This is a genomic window from Mycobacterium sp. IDUB_24 (genome assembly GCF_055419385.1).
In genome coordinates, this window is sequence record NZ_JBVAXO010000006.1 from 222,429 (window position 1) to 248,589 (window position 26,161).

Annotated in this window: 23 protein-coding genes; 9 read left to right on the forward strand and 14 right to left on the reverse strand. The window is 66.8% G+C overall.

Annotated features, from left to right (window positions below):
- Positions 1-2 precede the first annotated feature (2 nt).
- From ACZYZF_RS21395 to ACZYZF_RS21405, 3 genes are all read right to left on the reverse strand, one after another.
- Positions 3-1,379, reverse strand: coding sequence for an NtaA/DmoA family FMN-dependent monooxygenase (locus tag ACZYZF_RS21395; protein WP_463744435.1), 1,377 nt, complete (start codon positions 1,377-1,379; stop codon positions 3-5).
- A gap of 18 nt (positions 1,380-1,397) precedes the next feature.
- The gene (locus ACZYZF_RS21400; protein ID WP_463836755.1) at positions 1,398-2,558 is read right to left on the reverse strand and encodes an LLM class flavin-dependent oxidoreductase; all 1,161 of its coding nucleotides are present in this window, start codon (positions 2,556-2,558) and stop codon (positions 1,398-1,400) included.
- 145 nt (positions 2,559-2,703) lie between these two features.
- Positions 2,704-3,225 carry a methyltransferase family protein gene (locus ACZYZF_RS21405; protein ID WP_463836756.1) on the reverse strand — a complete coding sequence of 174 codons (522 nt, stop codon included), beginning with the start codon at positions 3,223-3,225 and terminating at the stop codon, positions 2,704-2,706.
- Between the two features lie 89 nt (positions 3,226-3,314).
- Between ACZYZF_RS21405 and ACZYZF_RS21410 the strand changes: the two genes are divergently transcribed.
- On the forward strand, positions 3,315-3,914 hold the full coding sequence (locus tag ACZYZF_RS21410; protein ID WP_463744432.1) for a TetR/AcrR family transcriptional regulator: 600 nt from the start codon (positions 3,315-3,317) through the stop codon (positions 3,912-3,914).
- Positions 3,915-3,932: 18 nt separating this feature from the next.
- On the opposite strand, the gene ACZYZF_RS21415 is transcribed toward ACZYZF_RS21410, so the two are convergent.
- Together ACZYZF_RS21415 and ACZYZF_RS21420 are read right to left on the reverse strand one after the other, a co-directional pair.
- On the reverse strand, positions 3,933-4,739 hold the full coding sequence (locus ACZYZF_RS21415) for a Fic family protein (RefSeq protein ID WP_463836757.1): 807 nt from the start codon (positions 4,737-4,739) through the stop codon (positions 3,933-3,935).
- The gene (locus ACZYZF_RS21420; RefSeq protein ID WP_463744430.1) at positions 4,733-5,749 is read right to left on the reverse strand and encodes a putative nucleotidyltransferase substrate binding domain-containing protein; all 1,017 of its coding nucleotides are present in this window, start codon (positions 5,747-5,749) and stop codon (positions 4,733-4,735) included. The genes ACZYZF_RS21415 and ACZYZF_RS21420 overlap by 7 nt, the downstream gene beginning before the upstream one ends.
- 172 nt (positions 5,750-5,921) lie before the next feature.
- On the opposite strand from ACZYZF_RS21420, the gene ACZYZF_RS21425 reads away from it, so the two are divergent.
- Genes ACZYZF_RS21425 through atzF form a run of 5 tightly spaced genes read left to right on the forward strand, consistent with a single transcriptional unit; the run spans position 5,922 to position 12,558 of the window.
- Entirely contained in the window at positions 5,922-7,463 is a 1,542-nt protein-coding gene (locus tag ACZYZF_RS21425) for an amino acid permease (RefSeq protein ID WP_463744429.1), read from the forward strand.
- A gap of 1 nt (position 7,464) precedes the next feature.
- Positions 7,465-8,292: an urea amidolyase associated protein UAAP1 gene (locus ACZYZF_RS21430; protein WP_463836758.1), complete on the forward strand. Its 828-nt coding sequence runs from the start codon at positions 7,465-7,467 to the stop codon at positions 8,290-8,292.
- Complete coding sequence (locus ACZYZF_RS21435) at positions 8,289-8,909, forward strand: urea amidolyase associated protein UAAP2 (RefSeq protein ID WP_463836759.1); 621 nt, start codon at positions 8,289-8,291, stop codon at positions 8,907-8,909. Before ACZYZF_RS21430 ends, ACZYZF_RS21435 begins: the two co-directional genes overlap by 4 nt.
- The gene (locus tag ACZYZF_RS21440) at positions 8,906-10,900 is read left to right on the forward strand and encodes a 5-oxoprolinase/urea amidolyase family protein (protein WP_463836760.1); all 1,995 of its coding nucleotides are present in this window, start codon (positions 8,906-8,908) and stop codon (positions 10,898-10,900) included. Before ACZYZF_RS21435 ends, ACZYZF_RS21440 begins: the two co-directional genes overlap by 4 nt.
- Entirely contained in the window at positions 10,897-12,558 is a 1,662-nt protein-coding gene (gene atzF, locus ACZYZF_RS21445; protein WP_463836761.1) for an allophanate hydrolase, read from the forward strand. The genes ACZYZF_RS21440 and atzF overlap by 4 nt, the downstream gene beginning before the upstream one ends.
- Before the next feature lie 15 nt (positions 12,559-12,573).
- Here atzF and ACZYZF_RS21450 read toward each other — a convergent pair whose 3' ends face one another.
- Positions 12,574-13,089: a TetR family transcriptional regulator gene (locus tag ACZYZF_RS21450; RefSeq protein ID WP_463836762.1), complete on the reverse strand. Its 516-nt coding sequence runs from the start codon at positions 13,087-13,089 to the stop codon at positions 12,574-12,576.
- Between the two features lie 247 nt (positions 13,090-13,336).
- On the opposite strand from ACZYZF_RS21450, the gene ACZYZF_RS21455 reads away from it, so the two are divergent.
- Positions 13,337-14,938, forward strand: a complete 1,602-nt coding sequence (locus tag ACZYZF_RS21455; RefSeq protein ID WP_463836763.1) for an FAD-dependent oxidoreductase — start codon at positions 13,337-13,339, stop codon at positions 14,936-14,938.
- Here the strand turns inward: ACZYZF_RS21455 and ACZYZF_RS21460 are convergent.
- Genes ACZYZF_RS21460 through ACZYZF_RS21470 form a run of 3 tightly spaced genes read right to left on the reverse strand, consistent with a single transcriptional unit; the run spans position 14,916 to position 18,234 of the window.
- On the reverse strand, positions 14,916-15,818 hold the full coding sequence (locus ACZYZF_RS21460) for a DMT family transporter (protein WP_463836764.1): 903 nt from the start codon (positions 15,816-15,818) through the stop codon (positions 14,916-14,918). The genes ACZYZF_RS21455 and ACZYZF_RS21460 overlap by 23 nt on opposite strands.
- Positions 15,819-15,858: 40 nt before the next feature.
- Positions 15,859-17,001, reverse strand: a complete 1,143-nt coding sequence (locus ACZYZF_RS21465) for an acyl-CoA dehydrogenase family protein (protein ID WP_463836765.1) — start codon at positions 16,999-17,001, stop codon at positions 15,859-15,861.
- The gene (locus tag ACZYZF_RS21470; protein ID WP_463836766.1) at positions 17,002-18,234 is read right to left on the reverse strand and encodes an acyl-CoA dehydrogenase family protein; all 1,233 of its coding nucleotides are present in this window, start codon (positions 18,232-18,234) and stop codon (positions 17,002-17,004) included. It abuts the gene before it with no gap.
- A 189-nt stretch (positions 18,235-18,423) separates the two neighbouring features.
- Between ACZYZF_RS21470 and ACZYZF_RS21475 the strand changes: the two genes are divergently transcribed.
- Positions 18,424-18,786, forward strand: a complete 363-nt coding sequence (locus ACZYZF_RS21475) for a PAS domain S-box protein (protein ID WP_463745260.1) — start codon at positions 18,424-18,426, stop codon at positions 18,784-18,786.
- Positions 18,787-18,788: 2 nt separating this feature from the next.
- Here ACZYZF_RS21475 and ACZYZF_RS21480 read toward each other — a convergent pair whose 3' ends face one another.
- Both ACZYZF_RS21480 and ACZYZF_RS21485 read right to left on the reverse strand, forming a co-directional pair.
- Entirely contained in the window at positions 18,789-19,442 is a 654-nt protein-coding gene (locus ACZYZF_RS21480; protein WP_463836767.1) for a ScbR family autoregulator-binding transcription factor, read from the reverse strand.
- A gap of 13 nt (positions 19,443-19,455) precedes the next feature.
- Positions 19,456-20,133, reverse strand: coding sequence for a TetR family transcriptional regulator (locus ACZYZF_RS21485; RefSeq protein ID WP_463745259.1), 678 nt, complete (start codon positions 20,131-20,133; stop codon positions 19,456-19,458).
- Between the two features lie 373 nt (positions 20,134-20,506).
- On the opposite strand from ACZYZF_RS21485, the gene ACZYZF_RS21490 reads away from it, so the two are divergent.
- Entirely contained in the window at positions 20,507-21,406 is a 900-nt protein-coding gene (locus ACZYZF_RS21490) for an FAD-binding protein (protein WP_463836768.1), read from the forward strand.
- On the opposite strand, the gene ACZYZF_RS21495 is transcribed toward ACZYZF_RS21490, so the two are convergent.
- From ACZYZF_RS21495 to ACZYZF_RS21505, 3 genes are read right to left on the reverse strand one after another with little or no spacing between them, the layout of a single operon-like run.
- Complete coding sequence (locus tag ACZYZF_RS21495; protein WP_463744417.1) at positions 21,353-23,200, reverse strand: putative bifunctional diguanylate cyclase/phosphodiesterase; 1,848 nt, start codon at positions 23,198-23,200, stop codon at positions 21,353-21,355. The two genes, ACZYZF_RS21490 and ACZYZF_RS21495, sit on opposite strands and share 54 nt — an antisense overlap.
- Positions 23,201-23,232: 32 nt before the next feature.
- Positions 23,233-25,386: an Rv1355c family protein gene (locus ACZYZF_RS21500; RefSeq protein WP_463836769.1), complete on the reverse strand. Its 2,154-nt coding sequence runs from the start codon at positions 25,384-25,386 to the stop codon at positions 23,233-23,235.
- Positions 25,383-26,138, reverse strand: coding sequence for a hypothetical protein (locus ACZYZF_RS21505; RefSeq protein WP_463836873.1), 756 nt, complete (start codon positions 26,136-26,138; stop codon positions 25,383-25,385). The genes ACZYZF_RS21500 and ACZYZF_RS21505 overlap by 4 nt, the downstream gene beginning before the upstream one ends.
- Positions 26,139-26,161: the final 23 nt, after the last annotated feature.

A 26,161-nucleotide genomic window follows, 5' to 3' on the forward strand; every position in this document is an offset into this window, starting at 1 on the left:
CCCTATCCTGTTGCGGCTGTGTGTTCCTGACGCGCCAGGGGTACCTCGAGGCCCAGATGCTCGCGCAGCGTCGTGCCCTCGTAGTCGGTGCGGAACACACCCCGCTCCTGCAGCAGGGGGACGACCCGGTCGACGAACGGGTCGAGCCCGCCCGGGGTGACGTGGGGGACCAGGATGAAGCCGTCGCTGGCGTCGGATTGCACGAGATGGTCGATGGATTCGGCGATCGTGGTCGCCGAGCCGACGAAGTTCTGCCGGCCGGTGACCTCGATGATGAGCTCGCGGGTGCTCAGGTTCTCGGCCTCGGCCTTGGCGCGCCACTCGTCGGCGACGGCGACCGGGTCGCGGTGGATGCGCACACTGGCCCGGCCCTTGGCGATGGTGTTCTCCCCGACCACCGGATCGACGGTGGGCAACGGCCCGTCGGGGTCGTGGTCGGAAAGGTCGCGGTTCCACAGCTGTTCGAGGAATTTGATCGCGGTGGCGGGGGACACCTGGGCGAGCCGAACCTCGTGGGCGATGTCGGCAGCCTCGTCGTCGGTGTCACCGAGCACGAAGGTCGCCGCAGGCAGGATCAGTAACTGGTCGTGGCGCCGGCCGTATTTGGACAGGCGGCCCTTGACGTCGGCATAGAACGTCTGACCGTCCTTCAGCGTCCCGTACCGCGAGAAGATGGCATCGGCGGCCGCAGCGGCGAACTCGCGGCCGTGGTCGGAGTCACCGGCCTGGAAGATCACCGGGCGTCCCTGCGGGCTCCGCGGGACATTGAACCGGCCGCTGATGTCGAAATGGTCGTTGTGGTAGGCAAATTCGCCGGCAGCCGGATCGGACAGGAAGGCGCCGGCTTCCTTGTCGGCGACGATCTCGTCACCGCGCCAGGAATCGAACAGCGTGTGGGCGGCGGCCAGAAAGCTCTCGGCTCGCTCGTAGCGCTGGTTCTCCGGCAGAAAACCGCCGCGGCGGAAGTTCTCCCCGGTGAAGGCGTCCCATGAGGTGACGACGTTCCAGGCGGCCCGGCCTTCGGAGAGGTGGTCCAGCGAGGCGAATTGTCGGGCCACCTCATAGGGTTCGTTGAACGTGGAGTTGATGGTGCCGGTGAGCCCGAGTCGGTCGGTCACCGCGGCGAGCGCGGCCAGCACCGTGAAGGTGTCGGGGCGCCCGACCACGTCGAGGTCGTAGATCTGGCCGCCTTGCTCGCGCAGCCGCAATCCCTCGGCCAGGAACATGAAGTCGAACTTGCCGCGCTCGGCGGTTTGGGCGAACCGGACAAACGAGTCGAAATCGATGTGGCTGCCGGATTCGGGGTCGCTCCACACCGTGGTGTTGTTGACTCCAGGGAAGTGCGCGGCCAGGTGAATCTGCTTGACGGGCTTGCTCATGGGCGTGTCCTGTCGCTGTCAGACGGTCGTGTAGCGGTTGACGGGCCGGGTCAGGCCGAGCAGGCCGCGCAGCGTGGATGCTTCGTAGGTCTCACGGAACAGTCCGCGGCGCTGCAGCTGGGGCACCAACCCGTCGGTGATCTGCTGCAAGTCGTGCGGCAGGGACGCCGGGCGCAGCCGGAATCCGGTGGCGCCGGCAGAGTGCCAGTCCTGCAGCAGGTCGGCCAGCTTCTCCGGGGTGCCGACGAAAATCTCGGCGTCACTGCGATATTCGGTTCCGGCGAGCTCGTCGAGACGCTCGCGTCGTGCGCGCGCCGCATCAGGCGTGTCGTCGAGCAACACCACCAGATCGGCGAAAACCCGCGCGGGCGGGGACTGTGCGGGGCGAAGCGCGGCGACGGTGTCGACCAGTGAAGTGACCTCATCGGCGCTGTGCGGGGTGACGAATCCGACGTCCGTGCTGCCCGCGATGAGCTGGTAGGCGGGGTCGACATGGCCGAGCGCGGCCACGATGGGTTGGCCCTGCGGCGGGCGTGGGGTGATCGAGGGGCCTTTCACGGAGAACGAGCTGCCCTCGAAATCGATGTAGTGCAGCTTGTTCCGGTCGACGAATCGTCCGCTGGCCACGTCGCGAATCTCGGCGTCGTCCTCCCAGCTGTCCCACAACCGCCGTAGCACTTCCACGTAATCGGCGGCCTCGCCAAACAATTCGGCGGTGAGCGTGGCACGGTCCTCGGACAGGTGGCGCCGGCCGAAGTGCGCCGCGGCATCCCGGCGGGAGGACACCTGGACCCGTACCCCGGCCCGGCCGGTGCTCACGTAGTCGAGTGTCGCGATGGCCTTGGAAGCGTGGAACGGCTCGGTGTGGGTGGTGATGACGGTGGGTACCAGGCCGATGTGGCGGGTGCGGGGTGCGACGCGGGAGGCGATGAGTACGGCGTCGAGGCGCCCGCGCACGCGGTCGGTGCGGTCATCGGGGCGGAACGGATGTTCGGACTGCAACGTGAGGCCGTCTTCGATCGTGACGAAATCCAGCAGGCCGCGTTCGGCCTGGCTGACCAGGTCAGTCCAGTACCGCGGTGTCAGCACTTCGGCGGGCCGGGCCGACGGCTCGCGCCAGGACGCCGGGTGCCAGCCGGTGCCGTCGAGTGCGACGGCGAGGTGCAGTGAAGTGCCCATCGACGGTGCTCACTTTCAGTCGCGGTCCCTGGCGACAACGCGAGCTCACACCCGGGTAATCCCGGGCGGGAGCCGCTGCGAGTGTCCAACCCAGTCTGACCTGCCTGAAGAGATCGACGCAGGGTGATGCGAAAGTGCCGGACCCTCAGCCGCCATGGGCGGGAACCCACGCGGTCGGACGCGGTATCCACCGGGGAACGTTTCGGCGGAAGTCGTCGTACTGGGCGCCGAAGCGTTTGCGGAGGTGGGGTTCCTCGAAGACCGGGATCGCAATCACCGTCAGAGTGCAGAACAGCGCGAACCAGCCGAACAGCCAGGGGGAGGCCGTCGCCACCGCGGTACCGAGCTGGATGCAGAACACCGCGGTCATCATCGGGTTGCGGACGTGCCGATACGGCCCTTCCACCACCAGGTTCACCGGCGATCCGATGGCCAATGCGCCTTTGCCGATGCGGTCGAACAGGATCACCGTCCACACCAGGAACCACAGCCCGAACGCGATCAACGCTGCGCCTGTGAGGGCGAGCAGGAGACCCGAAGCGGTGGTCAGGTCAGGCGCCTTCGTGCCGGTCAGCCAGATGATCAGGCTCGGAATGAAGATCGTCATCGTTGCCGGGGCGATCAGCACCGAGATGGTGTGCCGCCACCAGAGTCGCCGTTGTGTCATGTCGAACTCCTTTCTTCAACTGTTGTTGAAGAAAACGCTACGCCTCGGGTTCCGCATAGGTCAACGGTTGTTGAACTAAACTTCGCGGCATGTCGGAGACCGGGCGTAGCGGCCGGTGGCGCACGGGCCAACAGAACAAGCAGCGGATCGTGGACGCGGCCCGCGAGCACTTCATGCGCGACGGCTACGAGCAGGCGACCGTCCGTAGGATCGCCGCGGACGCGGGCGTGGACGTCGCGATGGTCTACTACCACTTCGGCAACAAGGAGGGCCTGTTCACCGCGTCGGTGCTCGACACTCCGCAACACCCGCTGCATCAGCTGGCGAATCTGCTCGACGAGGGAACTGACGACATCGGCGCGCGACTGGTCCGTGATGTCATTCAGCGGTGGGATGAGGGAGGGACCTTCGACCCGTTGCTGACGGTGTGGCGATCGGCGGGGATTCAACCGTTGGCGCGCAAGCTCTTACACGATGCTCTGGCCGGGCCGGTGGCTCAGCGGGTTGCCAGGGAATTCGGCGTCGACGATGCCGAGCTGCGGGCCGAGTTGGTGACGGTGCACCTGGTGGGCCTGGCGTTCGCGCGGTATCAGCTCAAGATCGAGCCGATGGCTTCGGCCAGTATCGATGACCTGGTGGCCTGGATGGGGCCAACCGTGCAGCGCTATCTCACGGATCCCGATCCGTAGCCGCCCGCGGGAAGGTTGTCAGACATCGGCATCCAATACCTCTACCGGTCGCAGTCGTCCGCGCAACGCCGCCACGAACGGCCGTGGGTCGGCGCGCCCGTCCCGCCGGAACGGCATCGAATCCCGGGACGCATCGATCCACTCCGAGCGGGTCATCTCCTCGAGAAACAACCGGCGCCCGGCCCGCGCGGCGAGCAGATGTAGGAGCAGGGTCCCGGTGCGTCCGTTGCCTTCACGGAACGGATGGATCTGGTTGTAGTCGGCATAGATTCGGGCCAGCCAGTAGGACAGTGTGCCATCGTCGATCTGAGTGCCCTCGTCGGCGAGCCTGATGATCTCGACGTGCAATTCCTCCAGAGCGGCCGGAATGCGGGCGCATGAGCCGAACGAGCTGTCCGTTTTTCGGAGTTCGACGATGCGGGGCTCGCCGGCCCACGCGTACACGTCGCCGAAGACCTGCCGGTGCAGTGACCGCACATCCAGATCCGAGTCCCTGCAACGCAGATGCACCTGCAGGACCCGGCCTGCGGTCGCCACGAATTCCAGCTGCGCGAGCAACGTGGCATCCTGCAAGCCGAAGTTGTTGCGTAACAGTGTTGTTCCCGGGACGAAGTACGGCCGGCGCCGCGCGAACACCCGCCGGCGCGACGGTGGAAGTGAGTGGGGGAGGTGCGGCGCGAGGTACTCGCCGTAGGTAACCGCACCGGTGAGCAAGGCGGTCAGGGAGGCGGTCTGCTCCGGTGTGGGCCGCCAGCCTTCCAGGCGCTCGGCGGCGATCGTCTGGGTCAGGGCATGGCGCCCGGCCACGGTGGTCTCGGCTACCACGTGGAGAACGTCGACGTCGACGCCAGGTACACGAGCTTGCGCCGGACTCCGGCGAGTTCACGTCCGATGCTGCGCAGCGCCGTGCGGTCCTGCGGTGGGAGATCTGAGATTTCGACGCGCTCGTCGACGTGGTCATCGGCGCTCGCGGGGTTCCAGCGTGCGGCGCGTGCCCGCCAGCGGATGCTGGATCCGATCGCGTGACATTTCGCGAGCACCCGGGCGTCGTCGGGATCGAGGTACCGGGTACCCGCGGCGGCGGCGATCCGGTCGGCGGTGGGCAGCGCGTCGGATCCGCAACTGAGCGCGGCCCAGCGCGCGATCCGGACGACCGGGTCGACAGCGGCATGTTTGACGTCGACGGTGCTGTCGCCCGAGGTCAGTAATCGCAGCCGGGACGGGACGTGGGCGCGGACGAAAGTGGCGTCCTGAAGCATCGCCGCCAGGGACGGCGGTTGAGCCCGCGCCGCGATGCCGGCTTGATCGCGCAGATCGGGCCACGTCCCGAGGGGCAGCGCGTCGGCCAGCAGGCCGATCATCACCACACCCCGGTCGGCGGAGGGGTCGGCAGCCCACCCGCCGATGCCGACCGCCCACTCCTGGGCGGTGCGGTTGAAGCGCACCCGGGAGGCCACCGCACCGTTGTCGTCGGCCCGGAACCCGCAACAGCCCAGCAGTTCGTGCACATGTACCGCCCGGGCCAGGGCTGATGCCGATGTGACGTCGGGGCTGTGGACCACCAGGGTCTCCAGGTCCGATCCGGGTAGTGCGTCGCCGCGGCCGACGCTGCCCGAGGCGTACCAGCCGCCGCGGGGGTCCACCAGTCGTGCCGCGGTCGCCAGCGCGGCACGGGCGACGGCCGACCACGCCGCGGCAACAGAGGCGGCCCCGACCCGGGCGTCGACGACCATGCGCACCGCATCGTGGGCGGAGGCGGTGGCCGCCACGAGCGCGGCCTCGCTGTCCGCCGACGCAATGCGCCGGCGGGCATCGTCCAACGCAGCCGCAGCCATGTCGGCGATTGTGACAGGCGAACAGCCCGGTGAGGTTTCGGCAACGCAATGATTACCGCTCGCTACATGAACGAAACACGTGGGTGACAGCTCGGACACGCCAAGGCGCTTATCTATCGAGTGACAGTTAAAAGAGCTGGCGGCACCGCCCCCGAGCCTGAGAGAAACGCCTATGACCAGCAGTGCTACCGAGAACCAGGGAGATGTGGCCGACCATTTTGGCGACCATGACGACCTGGCCGAGTTTGGTTACGACCAGCAGTTGCACCGTCGGCTCGGCAAGTTCGAATCGTTCGCCGCGGGCTTCTCGTTCGTGTCGATCCTGACCACGATCTTCCAGTTGTTCGGCCTCGGGTTCGGCTTCGGCGGCCCGGCCTTCTTCTGGACCTGGCCCGCGGTGTTCCTCGGACAGTTTCTGGTGGCACTGTGCTTCGCCGAGCTGGCCGCACGCTACCCGATCTCGGGAGCCATCTACCAGTGGTCCCGCCGGATGGGTGGCGAGGTGATCGGCTGGTTCGGCGGCTGGTTCATGATTCTGGCGCAGATCGTCACCGCCTCGGCCGCGGCGATCGCCCTACAGGTGGTGCTGCCCACGATTTGGTCCGGATTCCAGCTCATCGGCGAGGACGCGGCCCTGACCTCACCGAGCGGGGCCGCCAACGCGGTCCTACTCGGCACCGTCCTGCTGGTCGTCACCACGACGATCAATTGTCTCGGCGTCAAATGGATGTCACGGGTCAACAGCGCCGGCGTGGTCTGCGAGATCGTGGGCGTCATCGCGGTCATCGGGGTGTTCTTCACCCACGCTCAGCGGGGACCGCAGGTGGTGTTCGACACCGGTCACGCCGGCGGACAACCCGGCTACGTCTGGGCCTGGATCATGAGCGGGCTGATGGCCGCCTACGTAATGGTCGGCTTCGGCTCGGCGGGCGAGCTGGCCGAGGAGACCCGCAATCCCCGTCGGGTCGCGCCCCGCACCATCCGGCTGGCCCTGTCGGTGTCGGCGCTCGGCGGTGGGCTCATGATCCTCGGCGCCCTGATGGCGGCGCCGAGCCTGACCGACGGCCGCCTGGCCACCGAAGGCCTGCCGTACGTGCTCGACACCGTGCTGTCCTCACCGTGGGGCACGGTGCTGCTGATCGACGTGTGCATCGCGATCACCATCTGCACCTTGGCAATTCAGACTGCCGCCTCTCGGTTGATGTTCTCGATGGCCCGCGACGGCCGCCTCCCGGCCTCGGCGATCCTGTCGAAGGTCAACGGCCGCACCGGGACCCCGATCTGGCCGTCGGTGCTCATCGGCCTGCTGTGCATCGGGGTGCTGCTGGTCAACGTCGGCAATTCGGCGATCTTCGCGACCTTGGCGAGTGTCTGCATCATCTTGATCTACCTGGCCTACCTGATGGTGACCGCGCCGCTTTTGTACCGGCGGCTCAAGGGCTGGCCCGCCCAGCGCAACCAGGTCGATGCCGAAGGGCTACCGCTGTTCTCGCTCGGCAAGTTCGGTGTCGCCGTCAATGTCCTGGCGGTGCTCTACGGCACGGTGATGATCGTCAACCTGGGCTGGCCCCGAGCCGAGATCTTCAACCCCGCTGGGGATATGCCGATCCTGCAGTGGGCCGGACCGCTGAGCATCGCGGCCGCGGTCGCGCTCGGCGCACTTTGCTTCCCCCGCGGCAAGACCCACCCCAAACCCGTCACGATCGGAGCCTGAGATGACCACAGCGACGACCGCCGGTGCCCGCGATCACGCCCGATCGCAGGCAGGCACCCTCACCGATTCGATGCCCGTGGTGCCGGCCTCCGCCTGGCCCACACCGCCGCAGAATGTCACCGCCGAGCAATTGACCTGGGCCGAAACGGTTCCCGGTGGTCGCTACACCAGCAAGGTGTTGGCCCGTGGCACCCGGCTACGGTTGCGTGACCTGGACGGCACCGCGTGTGCCCACCTGCTGCTGTGGCGAGCCGACGCACCCTGGGAGCGGCTCAACGTCGCCGACACCGTGAAAGTTCCGTGGCAGGCCTATCTTTCGTCGGGACATCCGCTGCTCAGCGACCAAGGCCGGGTGCTGGCCACCCTGGTATCCGACACCTCCGGCCACCACGATGCCCTGTGCGGCACCACCACCCGGTCCGGCAACGCCACCAAGTACGGTGCGGGCGAAGTGGAGTCGACGAGCCCGTCTGGCCGTGAGCTGCTTGCGCTGGCCGCCCTCAAGAACGGCTTGACCCGACGCGACGTCGCACCCAGCGTGTCGTTCTTCCACGGAGTCCGGGTGGAAGCCGACGGCACGCTGGTGTCCACCGGCTCAGCCGGCGCCGGCACGGCCGTCGAACTGATCACCCATCTGCCGCTGATCGTGGCGCTGGCGAATACCGCGCACCCCCTGGACCCGGCACCGCAGTTCACCGTCGGTTCCCTGGAGGTGCTGGCCTGGTCCGCGCCGGGTGATCTGGCCGAGATCGGCGCCACGGTCGGTGACCGCGATCCGGAATACCAACGCGCCTATCTGAATTCCGAAGATGTCTGGAGTGCCCGATGACCGTGACCGCTGCCCACACCATCGTCGATGAAATCGTCGCGCCACGCGCCGCGTGGGCGAAGATCGTCCGCGCCGGGGATATGCTCACCATCGTTGACCTGCACGGCAATCAGGCCGTGGACACCCTGTTCTACGGGGCCGACGACCACACCGTGCGGTACAGCGCCCCGGCCACCATCGCGGCCCAGGGCAACATCTTCCTGACCACCGGTTCGGTGCTGCGTGACAGTGACGGCGAGCCGATGCTGACCATCATCGACGACGAAGTCGGCAACCACGACACTCTCGGCGGGGCCTGCTCACAGGAATCGAACACCTTGCGCTACGGACACCACACCAAACACCAGCATGCCTGTGTGGAGAACTTCGTCGGCGAAGGCGCCAGGTGGGGGCTGACGAAGGCCGACATCGTCAGCAACATCAACTTCTTCATGAACGTGCCGGTTGATCCCGACGGCGCACTGGGCATCGTCGATGGCCTGTCGGCACCGGGCAAGGCGGTGTCGCTACGGGCCGAGATCGACACCTTGGTGCTGGTGTCGAACTGCCCGCAGATCAACAACCCGTGCAACGGATTCGACCCGACAGCCGTGCGGATGGTCGTGACCCGCCCATGACGACCCTGGAGGTGATCCGGCCCGGCATGGCCACCACGATCCAGGACTGGCCCGGGCGGACCGGGTTCTGGCAGATCGGTGTGCCTCCGTCGGGACCGATGGACGATGTGTCCTTCCGACTGGCCAACGTCGCGGTGGGCAACCCGGAGGGCGCGCCCGGTCTCGAAGCCACGATGGGCGGCCCCGCGTTGCGCTTCGACACCGACACCTGGGTGTGTGTCACGGGTGCCCCGACGAGGGTGAGTGTCGACGGCACGCGTGTTGCCCAGTGGGTTCCGGTGCTGGTCGAGGCCGGTCAGGTTCTGGATGTCGGTATGGTCGACGGCCCGGGACTGCGGCTCTACATCGCGTTGGCCGGCGGTCTGCGCGCCGATGAATACCTGGGCAGCGCTTCAACATTCACACTCGGCCGGTTCGGCGGGCACGAGGGCCGGGCGCTGGCGGTGGGGGACAAGCTGGAAACTGCCGAGGCGCCTGCGGGTACCCGTCGGCGGATCCTGTTCGAGGAGCAGCCGGCCATCGGTCACCACTGGTACATCGCGGTGACGATCGGTCCGCATTCGGCGCCGGAGTTCTTCACCCGCAACGACATCGACACGCTGCTCAATCACGACTACGAGGTGCATTTCAACTCCGATCGCACCGGTGTGCGGCTGATCGGTCCTCAACCGGAATGGGCCCGCCCCGACGGTGGGGAAGCCGGGCTGCACCCGTCGAACATCCATGACAATGCCTACTCGGTGGGCTCGCTCGACTTCACCGGGGACACCCCGATCCTGCTCGGCCCGGACGGTCCGAGCCTCGGCGGGTTCGTCTGCCCGGTCACCGTCACCGCAGCCGACCGCTGGAAACTGGGCCAACTCGCGCCCGGTGCCACGATCCGGTTCGTCCCGGTGAAGGCGTCGGCGGCGGCATCGCCCGCCACGGTAGGCCAAGCCCGGCGCGCCTCCATCCCCGCCGTGTTTTCCGGCGGCGGCGATGAGGACGACGGAATCATCTCCGGCACAACCTCATCGGATGGCACCACAGCCGTCACCTATCGCCGGATCGGGGATGACAACATCCTGGTCGAATACGGTGAGATGCGACTGGACCTGGCATTGCGGGCGCGTGCCCATGCGCTGCACCATGCACTGGAACAGCACCGGCCGGACGGACTGATCGACCTCACACCGGGAATCCGTTCACTCCAGGTCAAGGTTGACCCGGTCCGGCTTCCGCAATCGAAACTGGTGCCGCTGCTGGCCGAGCTTGAAGCTTCTTTGCCTCCCGCACAGGATCTGGTGGTGCCGAGCCGCACCGTACGGCTGCCGCTGAGCTGGGATGACCCGTCCACCCGGGAGGCGATCGAACGCTACATGCACGGAGTGCGGGCCGATGCACCGTGGTGCCCGTGGAATATCGAGTTCATCCGTCGGATGAACGGTCTGGACTCGGTCGACGATGTGCACCGAATCGTCTATGACGCCGAATATCTGGTGCTCGGCCTCGGTGATGTGTACCTGGGTGCCCCAGTCGCCACACCGCTGGATCCGCGGCACCGTCTGGTGACCACCAAATACAACCCAGCGCGGACCTGGACCCCGGAGAACGCGGTCGGAATCGGTGGGGCGTACCTGTGCATCTACGGGATGGAGGGGCCGGGCGGATACCAGTTCGTCGGCCGCACCACGCAGATCTGGAACCATCGTCACCCCCTGGTGGCCCAGGGTTTCGACCCCGAACACCCGTGGCTGTTACGGTCTTTCGACCGGATCCAGTGGTATCCGGTGTCCGCCGAGGAGCTGCTGGACCTGCGCGCCGACATGGCCGCCGGACGCGGCCAGGTCGAGATCACCGACGGAACGTTCTCGCTGGCCGAGCACGAACAGTTCCTGGCTGCCAACGCCGAGGACATTGCCGTGAAGCGCACGGCGATGGAGGTAGCGCGGGCCGAAGAGCGCAAGCGTTGGTCTGCGGCAGGAGAATTCGCACGAAAGGAGCCTGCGTGAGCCGGATTGCCGAGATCTACCGCCAGATTGAGGACAGCGGCCGATCGGAGGTGTTCATCCACCTGCGTCCGCAGGCCGAGGTCGAGGCCGAACACCGTGCGGCGCTTGCGGGGGGTGGATCCCTGGCCGGGTTGGTGCTTGCCGTCAAGGACAACGTCGACGTCGCTGGGGTACCCACCACTGCGGCGTGCCCGGACTTCAGCTACATTCCCAATGCCGACGCACCGGCGGTGACCGCTCTCAAGGCCGCCGGTGTCGTCGTCATCGGGAAGACCAACCTCGACCAGTTCGCCACCGGGTTGGTGGGAACTCGCAGTCCCCATGGCGCCGTGCGCGATTCCCGCCGACCCGACTACATTTCGGGCGGGTCGAGTTCCGGTTCTGCGGTAGCCGTCGTACTCGGGTTCGCCGACATCGCGATCGGCACGGACACCGCCGGGTCGGGCCGGGTCCCGGCCGGGCTGCAGGGGATCGTCGGGATCAAGCCCACGGTTGGCCTCGTCTCCACCGTGGGTGTCGTCCCGGCATGCGCGAGCTATGACTGTGTGACGATCTTCGCCGCTGACCTGGCCACTGCCCAGTCGGCGATGGCCGTGATGAGTGCCGGTGCACCGCAACGGCAGTGGCCGGCCGATGTTTCGTTCGCCGCGCCGGTGACGCCCCGAGTCGCGATACCAGATGAGTTGTCGGGACTTGATGAGGAATGGCGGGCCGCCTTCGATGCCTCCGTGCGCCAGGCGAAGGCCGCCGGTTTCGACATCCTGACGGTTCCGATGGATGACTTCTTCGCCGCAGCCGAGCTGCTCTACTGTGGCGCTCTGGTTGCCGAAAGGTGGGATGCGGTCGGGGAGTTCGTCAGCACAGCGGGCGTTGATGCCGGGTTGGATCCGACGGTGGCGGCGATCATCACTGCGGCAGGGAGGTATTCGGCGACCGATCTGTTGCGTGACCGCCGCAAGGTCGAGGAACTTCGCGGTCAGGCGCTGGCGCAGCTCGCCGGGTGCCACGCGCTCATGGTCCCGACGGCTCCAGAGCATCCACGCATCGACGAGGTCGCGGCTGATCCAGTCGCGGTGAACTCCCGGATGGGCCGGTTCACGAACTTCTGCAACCTCTTCGACATGTGCGCCATCGCAGTTCCGGCGGGGACGGTGACCGATGGTGCCCAGTTCGGAATCACCCTGCTGGCACCGGCTTTCCACGACGGTGTCGTCGCCGATCTGGCCGCCCGTTTCCTCGAAGCTCCGTCGGCCGGGACCTGGCCCGAGTCGGGCGGCGCGCCGCTCACCGAGCTCGCCGTGTTCGGCGCGCATCTGCGCGGGCAGCCGCTGGAACATCAGCTCACCGGCCGGGGCGCGCGTTGGGCGGGGCCGATCACCACCGCGCCGCACTATCGTCTCTACGCCCTCGACACTGTTCCGCCCAAGCCCGGCCTGACCCGGGTTGACGAGGACGGTGCGCCGATCGTCGGAGAACGGTGGCTGTTGTCCCCGGCCGCACTCGGCGAGTTCCTGGCTGAGTTGCCCGCACCGATGCTGCTCGGGAAGGTGGAGCTCGAGGACGGCCGCTGGATCACCGGATTCGGCTGTGACCACACCGCGCCGGTTCACGGTCGCGATATCACCGAGTACCGGGGTTGGTTGGCTGCGATGGCGTGATCCGGCGTAGGCCCGTCAGCCTCCAGGGACGATCAACGAAACCATCGTTTCGAGCTGGCGGGCCATCTGCCGGTAGCTCATCGCACCCGATTGTGCCTGCAGCAGCGCGCCCCAGAACACCGATTCCAGCGTGGCTAGTACCTCGGGCCAAGCCCCGCCGCCCAAGGCGGTGGAGATCCGACGGGTGATCTCGGCGGCGATCCGCCCACGTACATCGTCGACCATCTCATCGTCGGTGCTCACCAATGCCCGGGTGCAGGCGCGCGCCAATCGAGGCTCATCGGCCATCAACAGCGTGAGGGCAGTGAGCTGCTCGGTGACCCGGTCGGTGGTACTGGCCGCGGGATCCACGTCGAGCGGCAGCTGAATCACCCGATCCAGGTACAGCTCGGCGAACACCACCTCGATGGAGGGGAAGTGTGCATAGAACGCGGCGGGCGCGAGTTTTGCCCGCGCGGCCAGGGCCGGCACCGAGACATCGGTCTGCGCATCGAGGAGCTGTGACGCGGCACCGAAGACGCGACGGTGCATGCGCGTGCGCTGACATTGTGCGTCGTGTAGGCGAGTGACCGTAGCCACCGCTTGCCTGGACATGTGTCCAAGATATAGACCCTAGGCGGAGTTGGCAATCATCTTCTGAAACTGCCTGTATCAACACATTTTCAATACTGAGATCCGCGCAGGTCGACCGCTGGAGGGTAGGTGCGCCGAGGCTATCGGCTCGCTAAACCGGACAGTTGTCCAGTACGCTCGGCGGCAGATTGGAAGGGGAGGTCTGATGGCTTACGTGATCACGCAGAACTGCTGTAAGGACGCCAGCTGCGTGCCGGTGTGCCCGGTCGACTGCATCCGTCCGGCTGAGGGCGGCCTGGATTCCGCGTCGGCCGAGATGCTCTACATAGACCCGGAATCGTGCATCGACTGCGGAGCCTGCTTCGAGGAGTGCCCGGTCGGTGCGATCCACTACGAAGAGGATCTGCCCGGCGAACTGCAGCGGTTCAAGGACCTCAATGCCGCCTATTTCGAGCGTCATCCGCTCGAGCCGGTGAGCGTCCCCGCGCCGGCTTCGAGGGCACGGGTCGAGACGGGGTCGCTGCGGGTCGCCATCGTCGGATCTGGGCCGGCCGCCTGCTACGCCGCCGCCGAGCTGATCGGGGTCGACGGCGTGGAGATCAATCTGTTCGAGAGGCTGCCCACGCCGTTCGGCCTGATCCGGGCGGGCGTGGCCCCCGACCACCAGCACACCAAGTCGGTGGTCGACATCTTCGAGCGGGCGTTCACCAACCCGCGGTTCGCTAGCCATTTCAACGTCGAGGTTGGTCGCACCATCAACCATGATGAGCTGCTGGCGCATCACCACGCGGTGATCTACGCGGTGGGTGCGGCCACCAGCCGGCGACTGGGCATCGACGGCGAGGATCTGATGGGCCACCACGCCGCGGCCGAGTTCGTCGGTTGGTACAACGGGCATCCCGACCACGCCGCGCACCAGTTCGACCTGTCGGGCGAGCGGGCGGTCATCGTCGGTAACGGCAACGTCGCCCTCGATGTCGCCCGGGTGCTGTTGATGGACCGGGCCGCGCTCGCTGCCACCGATATCGCTCAGCACACCCTGGATGCCCTGGCCGACAGCACGATTCGTGAGGTCGTGATCCTGGCTCGACGTGACATCGGGCATGCCGCGTTCTCGGCGGGGGAGTTCCTGGCCCTGGGCCACCTCGACGGTGTCGACGTCATCGTGGATCCGCATGACCTTCCCGCCGATGACGGGCACGACGACATCGAAGCCTCATTCAAGCTCGCGATCGCGCGCGAATACGCGCAACGCAGCCCGACGCCTGGAAACAAGCGCGTGGTGTTCCGCTTCGGCGCCTCGCCGGTCGCCATCCGCGGCGCCGACCGTGCCGAAGGGTTGGAGGTCCGCAGCGACATGCACGGCGCCGAGGTGATCGAGACGTCGCTGATCCTGCGCTCGATCGGCTATCGCGGTCTGCCCGTCGCCGGTCTGCCCTACGACGAGGACTCCGGGACCGTGCCCAATGAGTCCGGTCGTGTCATCGACGGGCCGCCGGTGCCAGGTGTCTACGTGACCGGCTGGATCAAGCGTGGGCCTCGTGGCGTGATCGGCACGAACCGGCTGTGTGCTGAGCAGACAGTGGCGCAGCTGTGGGCGGATTTCGATGCAGGTCTGCTGGACCATGATGTCGAGGACCGCGAATCGCTTGCCGCCCTGTTGGTCTCGCGGGGTGCCGAGCCGGTGAGCTGGCCGGGCTGGCGAGCGATCGATGCCGCGGAACGGGACCGTGGTGTGCAGGCCGCGCGGCCGCGGGTGAAGTTCGTGTCGATCGAGGAGATGCTCAGCGCGGGCCTGCGCGGCTGACTTCCTCTGGCTCGATCTCCGGATCGGTATCCCGTGGTGTTCGGGTCGCCAGGATCGAACCGGCGAGGATCAGCGCCAGCCCGGCGATGTTGTAGACGGTCAGCGGCTCGCCCAGCACAATGACCCCGGCGGCCAGGGCGACGGCCGGGTTCACGTAGGTGAACACCAGCGCCCGCGCGCCTCCCACCTCACGGATCAGCGCGAAGAACACCACGAATGCCAGGGCGGTGCAGATCACGGCCAGGGCGGCCAGTGCGATGAGCACATGCCGCGATGGCATCTGGTCGGGCCAGGTCATCAACGCCGGCGCGGTGTAGATAAGGGCCGCGACCGTCAGACAGGCCGCGGTCAACGGAAGCGTGGGCACGTCGCCCAGGTAGCGTGCAGCGATCAGCGGCGCAATGGCGTAACAGGTTGCCACCAACAGCACTTCAGCGATCGGCCAGCCGTGTCCACCGGCCAGCCCGGGTCCGGCGAGCACAGCCACCCCGGCCAGACCCACCCCAAGCCCGGTGATTCGTTTGGCGCCCAACCGTTCTCCGCCGGTGAGCCGGTCGAGTACCGCGGCGATGATCGGGGCGGTGGCTATCAGCAGACCTGTCAGGGAGCTGCTCAGGCGGCGTTCGGCATCCGAGAGCAGATACCACGCCGCCACGATCTCGAAGAACGCGAACGCCAGCACGGGACGCCAATGCCGCAGCACCGGCGCCCAGGCGGTGCGCGACATCACCAGTGGCAGCAGCACGGCTGCGCCGACGGCCGTGCGGGCCAGGACCAGCACGGGCACCGAGACGCCTTCGACGGCGATTTTGATCAGCAGATACGGGATGCCCCAGATGATGCTCATGGCGCCCAGCAGCAGCCAGCCCCGCAGACTCACCCGGTTCAGACTACGGACGTCTGGAACACGAGCAACACCCTCAGCCCCGGGTCAGCTCCGCGTAGCGGCCGACGTGGTAGTCGGTTGACCCGAACTCGTACTGGACCGCGGTGAGCCGCTTGAAGTAGTGACCGATCGCCAGTTCCTCGGTCATGCCCATGCCGCCGTGCAGCTGCACGGCGTTCTGCCCGACGAAGCGCGCGGCCCGGCCGATGGTGGCCTTCGCCGCCGACACCGCCTTGGCCCGTTGCGCGGGTTCGGCATCGAGGTTCAGCACCGCGAGATACACCGCTGCCGCCGCCTGTTCGACCTCCATGTGCATGTCGACCATCCGGTGTTGCAACGCCTGGAAGCTGCCGATGGGCAAGCCGAATTGCTGGCGTTGTTTGCAGTACTCGACCGTGTCGGCCAGCACCTTGCGCATCCCGCCGACGGCTTCGGCGCACACCGCAGCGGCTCCCTCGTCGTGAGCCAACTCCAGCGACGGCCAGGCCTGACCCTCGGTCCCCAACAATGCCCCGGCAGGCAACCGGACGTCGGAGAACGTCAGGTCCGATGCCCGGCGATCGTCCACCGTGCGGTAGTGGTGCGCGGTGAATCCCGTTGTCAGCGAGTCGATATCGATCAGGAACAGGGAGATCCCGTCGGTGTTGGCACGTTCCCCCGAGGTACGTGCCGTCACCAGCAGGTGCGTGGCCAGCGGTGCGTCGACGGCCATCACCTTGGAACCGTTGAGCACCCACTCATCACCGTCACGACGTGCGGTGGTGGACACGTCGCGCCAGTTGTCCCCGGAGGCCGGTTCGGTGGCCGCCAGCGCAATGATGGCCGAACCCGCAACGATGTGCTCCAGCAGGGGCGCGGTGGTCGTGTTGCCGGACCGGTGCAGCAGGCCACCGGCCACCACCACGGTGTCGACGAACGGCTCGATCACCAGGGCGTGGCCCAAAGCCTCTGCGATGACCATGGTTTCGACCGGACCGCCACCGATGCCACCGGCCGCCTCGGGCAGAGTGGCACCCAGGATTCCCAGTTCGTCGGCGAAGCCGCGCCAGATCTCAGGCTGCCACCCGGGGCCGGTCTTGGCCGCGGCACGGCTCGACGCCAGGTCGTAGCGGCTGGCCAGGAACTTTGTCAGCCCGTCGCGCAGCAGTTCCTGTTCGTTGGTCAGGTTGAAGTCCATCTAGAGCCCCAGTTCTGCCTTGGCGAGAATGTTCCGCTGAATTTCGTTGCTGCCGGCGTAGATCGAGCCGGCCCGGTCGTTGAAGTACCGCAGTGGGGCGACCGCCTGCCACGGTGCTCCGCTGTGATAGCCGTCGGCGGGAGGCTCGTACTCGGCCACCGGGCCGCCCGGGAAGGTGGCGTGCGGCTGGTAGGCACGGGCCAGCGGGCCGGCGGCCTCCATGGACAGTTCGGTCAGCGTCTGGCTCAGTTCGGTGCTCAGGATCTTGAGCATCGACGACGCCGTGCCGGGATGGCCGCCCTCGGCGACCGCGGCCAGCACCTGGTACTCCAGGATCTCCAGCACATCGGTGCGGATCCGGGCGTCGGCGAGCCTGCGACTGAAGGCCGGGTCGTCGAGGAGCCGGCCCCCGGCCGGTGCGGGCATTTCGGCGGCGACCGCGGCGATTTCGTCACCCAGCACCTGCAGCGCGGGCGCGTTGGCGCCGCCGCCGCGTTCGAATTCCAGTAGATATTTGGCCACGGTCCAGCCGTCGTCGATCTTGCCGATCACATTGGACTTCGGTACCCGGACCTCGTCGAAGAAGACCTGGTTCTGCACCTCTTCGCCGGAAGTCATGACCAGTGGACGGATCTCGATGCCTGGCGAGGTCATGTCGATCAGCACGAACGTGATGCCCTGCTGTTTCTTGGCGCCACGGGTGGTGCGCACCAGCGCGAACATCCAGTTGGCTTCCTGGGCGTGGGTGGTCCAGATTTTGCTGCCGGTGCACACCAGGTCGTCGCCATCGGGCACCGCGGCCATCGACAGCGCGGCCAGGTCCGAGCCGGCCTCGGGCTCGGAGTAGCCCTGGCAGAAGAACACCTCGCCGGTCAGGATTCCGGGAAGAAAGTAGTCCTTCTGTGCCTGCGTACCGAATTTGATGATCGCGTGAGCGACCATGCGGATGCCCATGGGCGAGAGCGACGGGGCGCCGGCCAGGGTCGATTCGCGGCTGAAGATGTAGTGCTGCGTCAGGCTCCAATCGCAACCGCCGTGTTCCACCGGCCAGGCCGGGGCGGCCCATCCCCGCTCGTGGAGGATCCTCTGCCAGTCCATGCTGGCGTCGTGGTCGGCATACACACTGGTCATCAACTGACCCGCGCGGCGGAGTTCGGGAGTCAGCTTCTCGGCGAGAAAGTTGCGAACCTCGTCGCGGAATTCCTGGTCGCTCGTCGACCACTTCAGGTCCATGCCTGCCCCTGTCTGCTGGTGTCGCTCCACAGAGTAAACCTAGTTAGTCAAGTGGCGCAGGCCACCCCGCGACGTGCGGCCGCCCCGTTCGGACGCGACGTTGCTGGGCGGTGGTGGTGCCGGCGGCGGCCACGGGCGATAATCGAGGGCGTGGATCGTCGCCAAAGCGGTCAGGACCCCCAATCTCCGATGACACTGCTACAGAACCTGCCTGCCCTGGTGGTGCTGGAGAGGTTCCCGGTGCCGGTGTTGGCTATCGCCGAGGACGGCACCATCCTCTTCGCGAACAGTGCCTTCGGCGAGATGGTGGGCCGCGGTGCCGACGCGGTCAAGAACATGCCGTTTGCTGAGGTGTTCCACTCGCTCCCCGCCGACGCGTCGGCGGTGTCGGTGATGCGGGCCAATGCCGGCCTGCTCGTAGATCTCGTCCATCACGACGGGTCGATCGTGCGGGCGCGGATGAGCAAATCGGCGTTGTTACGGGGCGATGATCCGGTGGCGTTGGCGACGTTCGAGGACCTCACCGAGCAGTTGTGGGCCGACGAGCTGTAGGACTATCCCGCGGCTTTCGCCCGCCGCAGCGATTCGCGTGCCAGGAACTCGCGGAAGTAGTCCAGCGACTCCCGGCTCACGATTGCCGGCAGCAGCAGATCCCACGTTCGGGCCACGCGTTCGCGCAGGTCGGTGCCGGTCGTGGTGGCCCGTGCCAGTGCCTCGGCCCCCAGCATGGAGCCCAGGATCACCTCGGCGGCGCTCACGACATCCAGGTTTTCTCTCAGGTCGCCCTCATCGGCGGCCTGGGTCAACTGTTGGGTGAGCTCGTCGAGCCAGGTCGTGTACACCCGCGAAGCGGCGGGATTGATACCGCTGAACGTCCGCAGCAGTTGCATGCCGATCTGGGCGACCTTGTCCGAGCGGGTGACGTCGGCCACGACCAACAATCCGTGGATGGTGTTTTCCAAAGCCGGGGAAGAGGATTCGGCGATGGTGCGGAATGTGGTCAGTAAGGCGGTGCCGCCGTCGTCGATGATCGCCTCGGCCAGGGACTCCTTGGAATCGAAGTGGTAGTACAGCGCGCCCTTGGTCATCTGGGCCTGCGCGATGATGTCGCCGAGCCCTGTTGCCGGGTAGCCGTGCGCGCTGAACAGGTCGACAGCGGCCGTGATGATCTTCTGCCGGGTCAGCTCGGATCGAGCCTGGCGTGCCATTGTGGCGTTCCTATCACTTTGGGCGGTGTTGCAGTGGTGCCACCTTCTTGATGCCCACTGCGGTGCGACGTCGGATGAATTGTTTGAGGTAGCCGAGCCGGTCCGGCTCGACGAACCCGGCCATCGCCAGCAGCCAGCTGTGTTCGAGGTCGGTGAGAAACCGTGGTGGATCGTCGAGGTCACTGGTCTGACGCACACCCAGGTATATCGACACGAGCAACCGGGCGACCGCCTCGGGGTCTGTGTCGGCGGTGAAATCGCCTTCGCCGATTGCCCGTTTGGCGATACCGGCGAAGCCCTGTACCCATTCGTTCAGCACCCGCGGGCCCAGGTCATCGGCCCGGCCGATGGATTCGACGAGGTTCAGGCATGCGCGGGCGACGGGATCGCCGATGTCTTCGGCGGCAACCAGAGCAGAGAGATCGATCAACGTCTCCGCTCCGGACAGGTTGCGGGCCAGGACGTCCTCGATCGCCTTCTGGGCGCGCTCGGTCCGATGTTCGACGATCGAGACGGCCAGTGCGTGCTTGGACCGGAAGTGGAAGTACAGCGCGCCCTTGGTGACGTTGGCATCGGCCAGGATGTCGTCGAGGCTGACCAGGCTGTAGGGAGTGTGGGCGAACTGTCGCGCTGCCGCCTGCAGGATCTGGAGGCGGGTCAGCTCTGCTCGCCGGTCGAGCTGCTCGGTCACCACGGGGCCTTCCTGGCTTTGGTCGGCAGGCGGCCGCGGTCTGATTTCATCGTCGCCACCAGCAGACTCAAAGTCTTCACCGTACGTGCATAACATTCTAAAGGTATGTATCGTGCTTAGGGTGATAACTCTTGGTTCGTCGCGGGTTGCCCGCCCGGCGGTGGCGTTCGCCACGGCCGCGGGCGCTGTGGCGAGCGCCACCATTTGGCGGTCGGCAGTAGCCAAGGGCTATCCTGGAAACGTTGCCATGGCCTGCACCGGCAATCCCCCTCGAATCCCGGTGCGGGCCATGGCGACCTCAAATTCTGGTGTCTACCAAGATCGTTCGATCTTGATCATGCGCCCCATGGTTCAGTCGGAGTGGCGCTAGCCGATGTGGGATGACGAAGTCGACGTCGTTTGCTGTGGCTCGGGCTTGGGAGCGTTGGCCGCGGCCGTCGCGGCGGCGGATGCCGGGCTTGACGTGCACATCGTGCGTCCGGGTGTCCCTCGATCGGTGACGCCCGGACCGGAGGCACCGTGGTTGGGCGTGGGCATCGAGGATCCCGAGACCCGTGAATACTTCGATGCCCTCTCTGCGGATCTGCAACCTCTCGCCGACGCCGAGTACGACCCCGCCCTGACGGTCCGCGCGGTCAGTGAATGGACCCCGGTTTCCCGACGTGGTCGGATCGCGCCGTTCTACGGTGCTCGGCTGCAGGACTGGGCACAGCGATGCCTGACTTCTCCCTACGGCGTGCTCTACACGCGGTTGGCAGACCGGGGTACCACCTCGATGACGTCCGGCACCGGTGAGGAGATCCAGGTCAAGATGCTGGGCACGCTGGAGGCCGACCCGGCCGCAGGCACCGCAGCGGTGCTCGGTGACTGGTTGTCGGCGCAGGTACGCGACCGGCAGATCCCGATCGTGGACAACGCCACCCTGCAGCGCCTCGTGTTCGAGGAGGGCGAGGTGCTGGGCGCGGTGCTCGATACCGCCGACGGTCCGTTGACCCTGCGGGCTCATCACGGCGTGGCCGTATCGACGGAACTTCATGGTGCCTCGACCTCGACGGCTGCTCAGCTCATCGAACCCGGCAAACTCCTGCAGGTGGGCCTGGTCGGTTACAGCGCGAGCAGATTCGGCCGGGTGGAACTGCTGGAGGTCGGGCAGGGCGAAGCGGGATCGGGCTATTGCAGCTCCGGTGGGACGCACGACTCGAAGCGTGAGTCGGGTCGGTCACATGCGCGGCGCGGCCGAGAAATGCACCGGTACCCGCCCCCTCGCAAGTAGCGCGGCCATCTCTTGGCCGAGAATCGGCCTGGACAACAGGAAGCCCTGCGCGCGGTAGCAGCCGTGCCGCAACAGCGTCAGCGCAGCACGTTCGGTCTCCACCCCTTCTGCCACCAGTTGGAGCCCGAAAGCTCCGGCCAAGGCGATCACCGCACGCACGATCGGTAGATCACCGGGATCTGAACCGAGTCCGGCGACAAAGCTGCGGTCGATCTTGAGGGTGTCGACCGGCAGAGACTTCAACAGCGATAGCGCGCTGTAGCCGGTGCCGAAGTCATCGATGGCCACCTGCACGCCCACCTTGTGCAGTCCGGTCAGTGTCGAGCGGGTGGTTTCGATGTCCTGCACCACGATGCTCTCGGTGATCTCCAAGCAGACCGATCCGCGGGGCAGACGGAACTCCTTCATGACGCCGGCCACAGATTCGACGAATCCGTCGGTCACCAGCTGTACCGGGGACACGTTGATCCGCAGCACGATGTTGCGGCCGACACCGTTGGACCGCCACCGGGCGAACTCGGCGCACGCGTTCCGGAGCACCCAGCGCCCCAATTCGCCTGCCAGGTTGATGGATTCGGCCACACCGATGAACGAGTCGGGGGACAGCAGGCCTCGGGTCGGGTGCTGCCAGCGGACCAGGGCTTCGGCGGCCAGCACCTCGCCGGTACGCATGTCGATCTCGGGCAGGTAGTGCAACACGAGCGCGCCGCTCTCGATCACGCTCTGCAGGTGCAACTCGATGTCGTTGCGGAAGTCGATCTCCATCGCCATTGCGTCGGAGAACACCGCCACCCGGTTGCCGCCGGAGTTCTTGGCGGTCAGCACCGCGTGGTCGGCCCGGTTGAGCAGATCGGACGTGGAGTCCCGGCCCGGCATTCCTTCGGCCAGGCCGATGCTGACGGTGCGGGTGAGCATCTCGCCGTCGATGGTCACCCGCTCGCGCAGCACCGATTGGAGTCGGTAGGCCAGTGCGGTGGCCGCCTCGACGGTCATCGATGCCGCAGGGACGACGACGAACTCGTCACCACCGAGTCGCGCGATGAGCTTGGGTTGGTCGTCGCCGCGCTGTAACCGTTCGGCCAGGATGCTGATGAAGGCATCTCCGGCGGTGTGGCCCAGATAGTCGTTGATCGCCTTCAGCCGGTCCAGGTCGAAGAACATCACCACGACCGGACCGGGTTGGCCCGGTGCCAGCCGGGCCTCCAGGTGGGCCATGAGCGCACGTCGGTTGTGCAGCCCGGTGAGGTGGTCGTGATCCGCGAGGTAACGCAACCGGTCCTCGGCCTCGATACGTGCCTGCACCTGGGCGAACAATGAGGCGATCGCCTTGAGTGCGTTGAGTTCCGCGGGCAGCCACTCACGGTCGCCGAACTTGACGAACCCCAGGACGCCGGTGGTGACGTCGGCGGACAACAGCGGCACGCAGGCCATCGAGGTGCTCGGGATGTGGCGTCCGGCCTCGATCGTGCGCTGGTAGTCGTCGGTGGCCGGCTCGGGCCGGAACACGGCCGGTTCCTTGAGGTGCTCGGCCATCGCGAACACCGGGTCGGCATCGGCGAAGTGGATGATCGCGATCGGGTCGGTCGGTGTGTCCTGCGGACGCGGCGGCCACTCGGCGACCAGTCGCGTCGCGTGCGCCTCGTGATCGTTGTGGCGCAGGAAGCTCACATCCACGTCGAAGAACGAGACCAGCTCGGCCAGCACCTGTTGGCTGACCGTGACCGAGGTCGCGGCGTCAACCGCCATCAATTGCGTGGCAACCGATGTAACGAGCAGTTCGAGGCTGCCTGACACCAGATACCTCCGCCTATACCTCAGCACCCGCCTCAGCCGTACTGTGGCGTCGAGCCCGCCCGGGCCCTGCGCCGACTGCGTACGGTCGGACGCGGCGCGTAGGACAACCTGAGCACCAGCGCCTGTAATTCGTCGCGCTCGGTGCCGGCCAACCTGCGAAAAGCGTACTGCAGGTCGCGCAGGGCATCGGCGTGGTCGGGCGAGAGCGCTTGGCGGTCGCGGTCGTCGTGGGCGTAGAGGAACACCGGCGACACCGGTTGAACCGCCAGCCCGTGCCGTTGGGCACCGACCCAGACGGCCTCGACTGCCGATCCCGCCAGTGCGTAGTCGGTCAGCCGACGGCCACGGACCGTGACGATCGCCAGCGCCGAGCTCGAGGTGACCCGTTCGTAGGTGTCGTCGCCGAGCGCCGCGCCGCCGTTCCAGTCCGACAACTTCGCCATCACCTCGGGTCGGCGCAGGATGTCCAGCACCACCATGTCGGCCGGGTCCAAACCGAGTGTCGTCACCTCGATACCGGTATCGGACGCCGGATCGCCGGGCCAGCGGAGTTCCGACATCATCTCCCGGTGAAGCGTCGGCGTCAGATAGCGGATCCGGTCGGCCTCGGCGAGTATGCGTGCGGCGGTTTCGATCTGGGCCGGTTCGTCGAGGATCGTGAGTTCGGCACCCTCGTTGCCGGCCGCGGCGCGCAGGCTGTCGAGCACGCCGGCGGCGATCGGCGCCGAGGTGCCCCGGAGGCGATTGGTCTCGCGGGCCAGCATCGGTTCATAGAGCTCGGCCAGCTCCGGCGCACTGCCCGGGGCGAACTCCGCGATTCCGTACAAGGGTGTGCCCTCGTCACCGCGGGACCATCGCACGTGCCCGGTCAGGTTGTGTGCGGCGGCGGCCACCCTGGCGTTGAACGCTGCTGCTCCCAGCGCCACCGCGCTGCCGCGGTACCCGACGTCCATCGCCGTGGTGCACTTCGTCGCCAACCGGAGGTTGATCCGGTCGTCACTCGCCTCGATGTGCCACGGTTGGACATTGCCGCCCGATGGCGCGCGTGTCGCGGCGTCGGTGAGGATGTCTGCCAGCCCCGTCGGTTCGGACCAGACTTCCGTGGGAACGGATGCGGGTGGGGGTGCGGACCCGCTGGAGAGCGGGTCGCCGATGCGGTCGAGCGCGTCGGCGACGTCGACGCGCACCCGCCCGGACGGCATCGGCTCGCCCAGGCCGATGCGCCGCACGGCATTGGCGACGACGGTCGCCCCGAGTACGACCTCCGCGGCGAGTTGGGGCCAGGTGCTCAGCGTCTTGCCGACCTCCACCAGTGATGCCGCCATCCGGGGTGAGAGCTCGGGCGCGTCGAGAATCCGAAGGACATGAGGCACCTTGTCCTTGCTGCTGAGCCCGGCCAGGTCGCGGGCGGCGATGTCGCCGAGCAAACCGTGCAGGATCGGCCGTGCGGGTTCGAGGTCGAACCGCTCGACATCGAGCAGCCCACGATCCCCGGTGGTCATCAGCACCGGCAGCCGCCGGGCTCGGGCAGCCTCGCGGACAAGGACTTTCGCGTCCAGCGAGTCGCATTCCTCGACGACCACGTCGAGGCCATGCAGGAAGTGATCGATGGACTCCGGCACCGCACCGTGGCGATCGATACGAACGTCGATGTACGGATCGGTCTCGGCGATCCGGCGTGCGGCCACGACGGCCTTGTTCAGACCGAGATCGAACACGGTGCCCGGCACCCGGTTGAGGTTCGCCAACTCCAGTTCGTCGAAGTCGGTGAGGCGGATTTCGCCGCACAATCCCTCGGTGGCGAGGTTGTAGGCGATGGCATGTCCGACGCTGAGGCCGATGACGCCGATCTTCAGGCGCGACAACCGCCCTTGTTCCTCGGCGCTGATGAGATTGCGGTTGCGATCCAGGCGTAACCGATTGAATGCCGCCGGGCCCAGGATGTGGACCAGGCATCGACGCCATGGGTAGTACGCCCATCTGGTCGGCTCGTCGAGCATTTCGGTATCGACCGCAGGCACCAGCGTGCGCAATGCGGCCTGCTGCTGGCCGCATTCATCGATGACGGTGATACGCGGGTCCCGGCGCAACTGGTCGAGGGTGCTACCGGAATGATCTGCGCCTTGATCTCCGCCGTCGACGAAGATCGCCCGATATTGATCGGGATCGGTGTTATCGGGGATCATCGCTGCGCCCCGGCGGCGGTGAGGGCGTCGAAGCCGGCGGCTCGGGGGTACGCGCCGATTCGCTGGGCTTCGGCGAAGTATCGCGACAGCTGCCCTGCATCGGCGTGGTTGGCGAAAGTTCTGCTGTCCCACCACATCATCTTGGTCTGGTACCGCTCGTCTGGATACGGCGTCGCCGGGATCTTCGCGGCAAGCACTCCGCCGGATGACAGCCAGCGTTTCAGCACATAGGCGGCCGCGGTGGCCATACCAAACTGAATGTCCAACAGTGTCATTGCATGCAGCGGCATGCGCGCCAGCGTATCGGTGAGCGCGCGACTCTGTTCTGGGTCGTCACACACCCAGGCGGTCTTCATCTCGACCACTCCGAAGGGCAGGCGGTCGGCGATCATTTTGCGTACCGCGTCGAGCGCGGGCTGTCCGCTCCATTCCACGGTGGCGTGGCTTTCATCGACGCTCCGATACGGCCCTTTGGCCCGCAGACCGCCGACAACTTGGCCTGAGCTGTTGATCCCGACACAGAACAACGCCGTATCCTCGCCTGTTCGTAAGGCTTTCAGATCCAAAGCCTGCTCCACCGCATGCTTGCGGTAGTTGGACCGGGCTCCGCGAACATATTCGTTCCACAGTTCGCGCTCGGCGAGGGGGCGGGCCACGACGATCGTGCACTCGCTGTCGGGGTCCCACCAGGTTGGGCTTTCGTCCAATGTCACGTTGCGGCGGGCGACGGCATCGAGTTGGGGAGCGGTCATCTGGAATCCATTTCGTCGGTCAG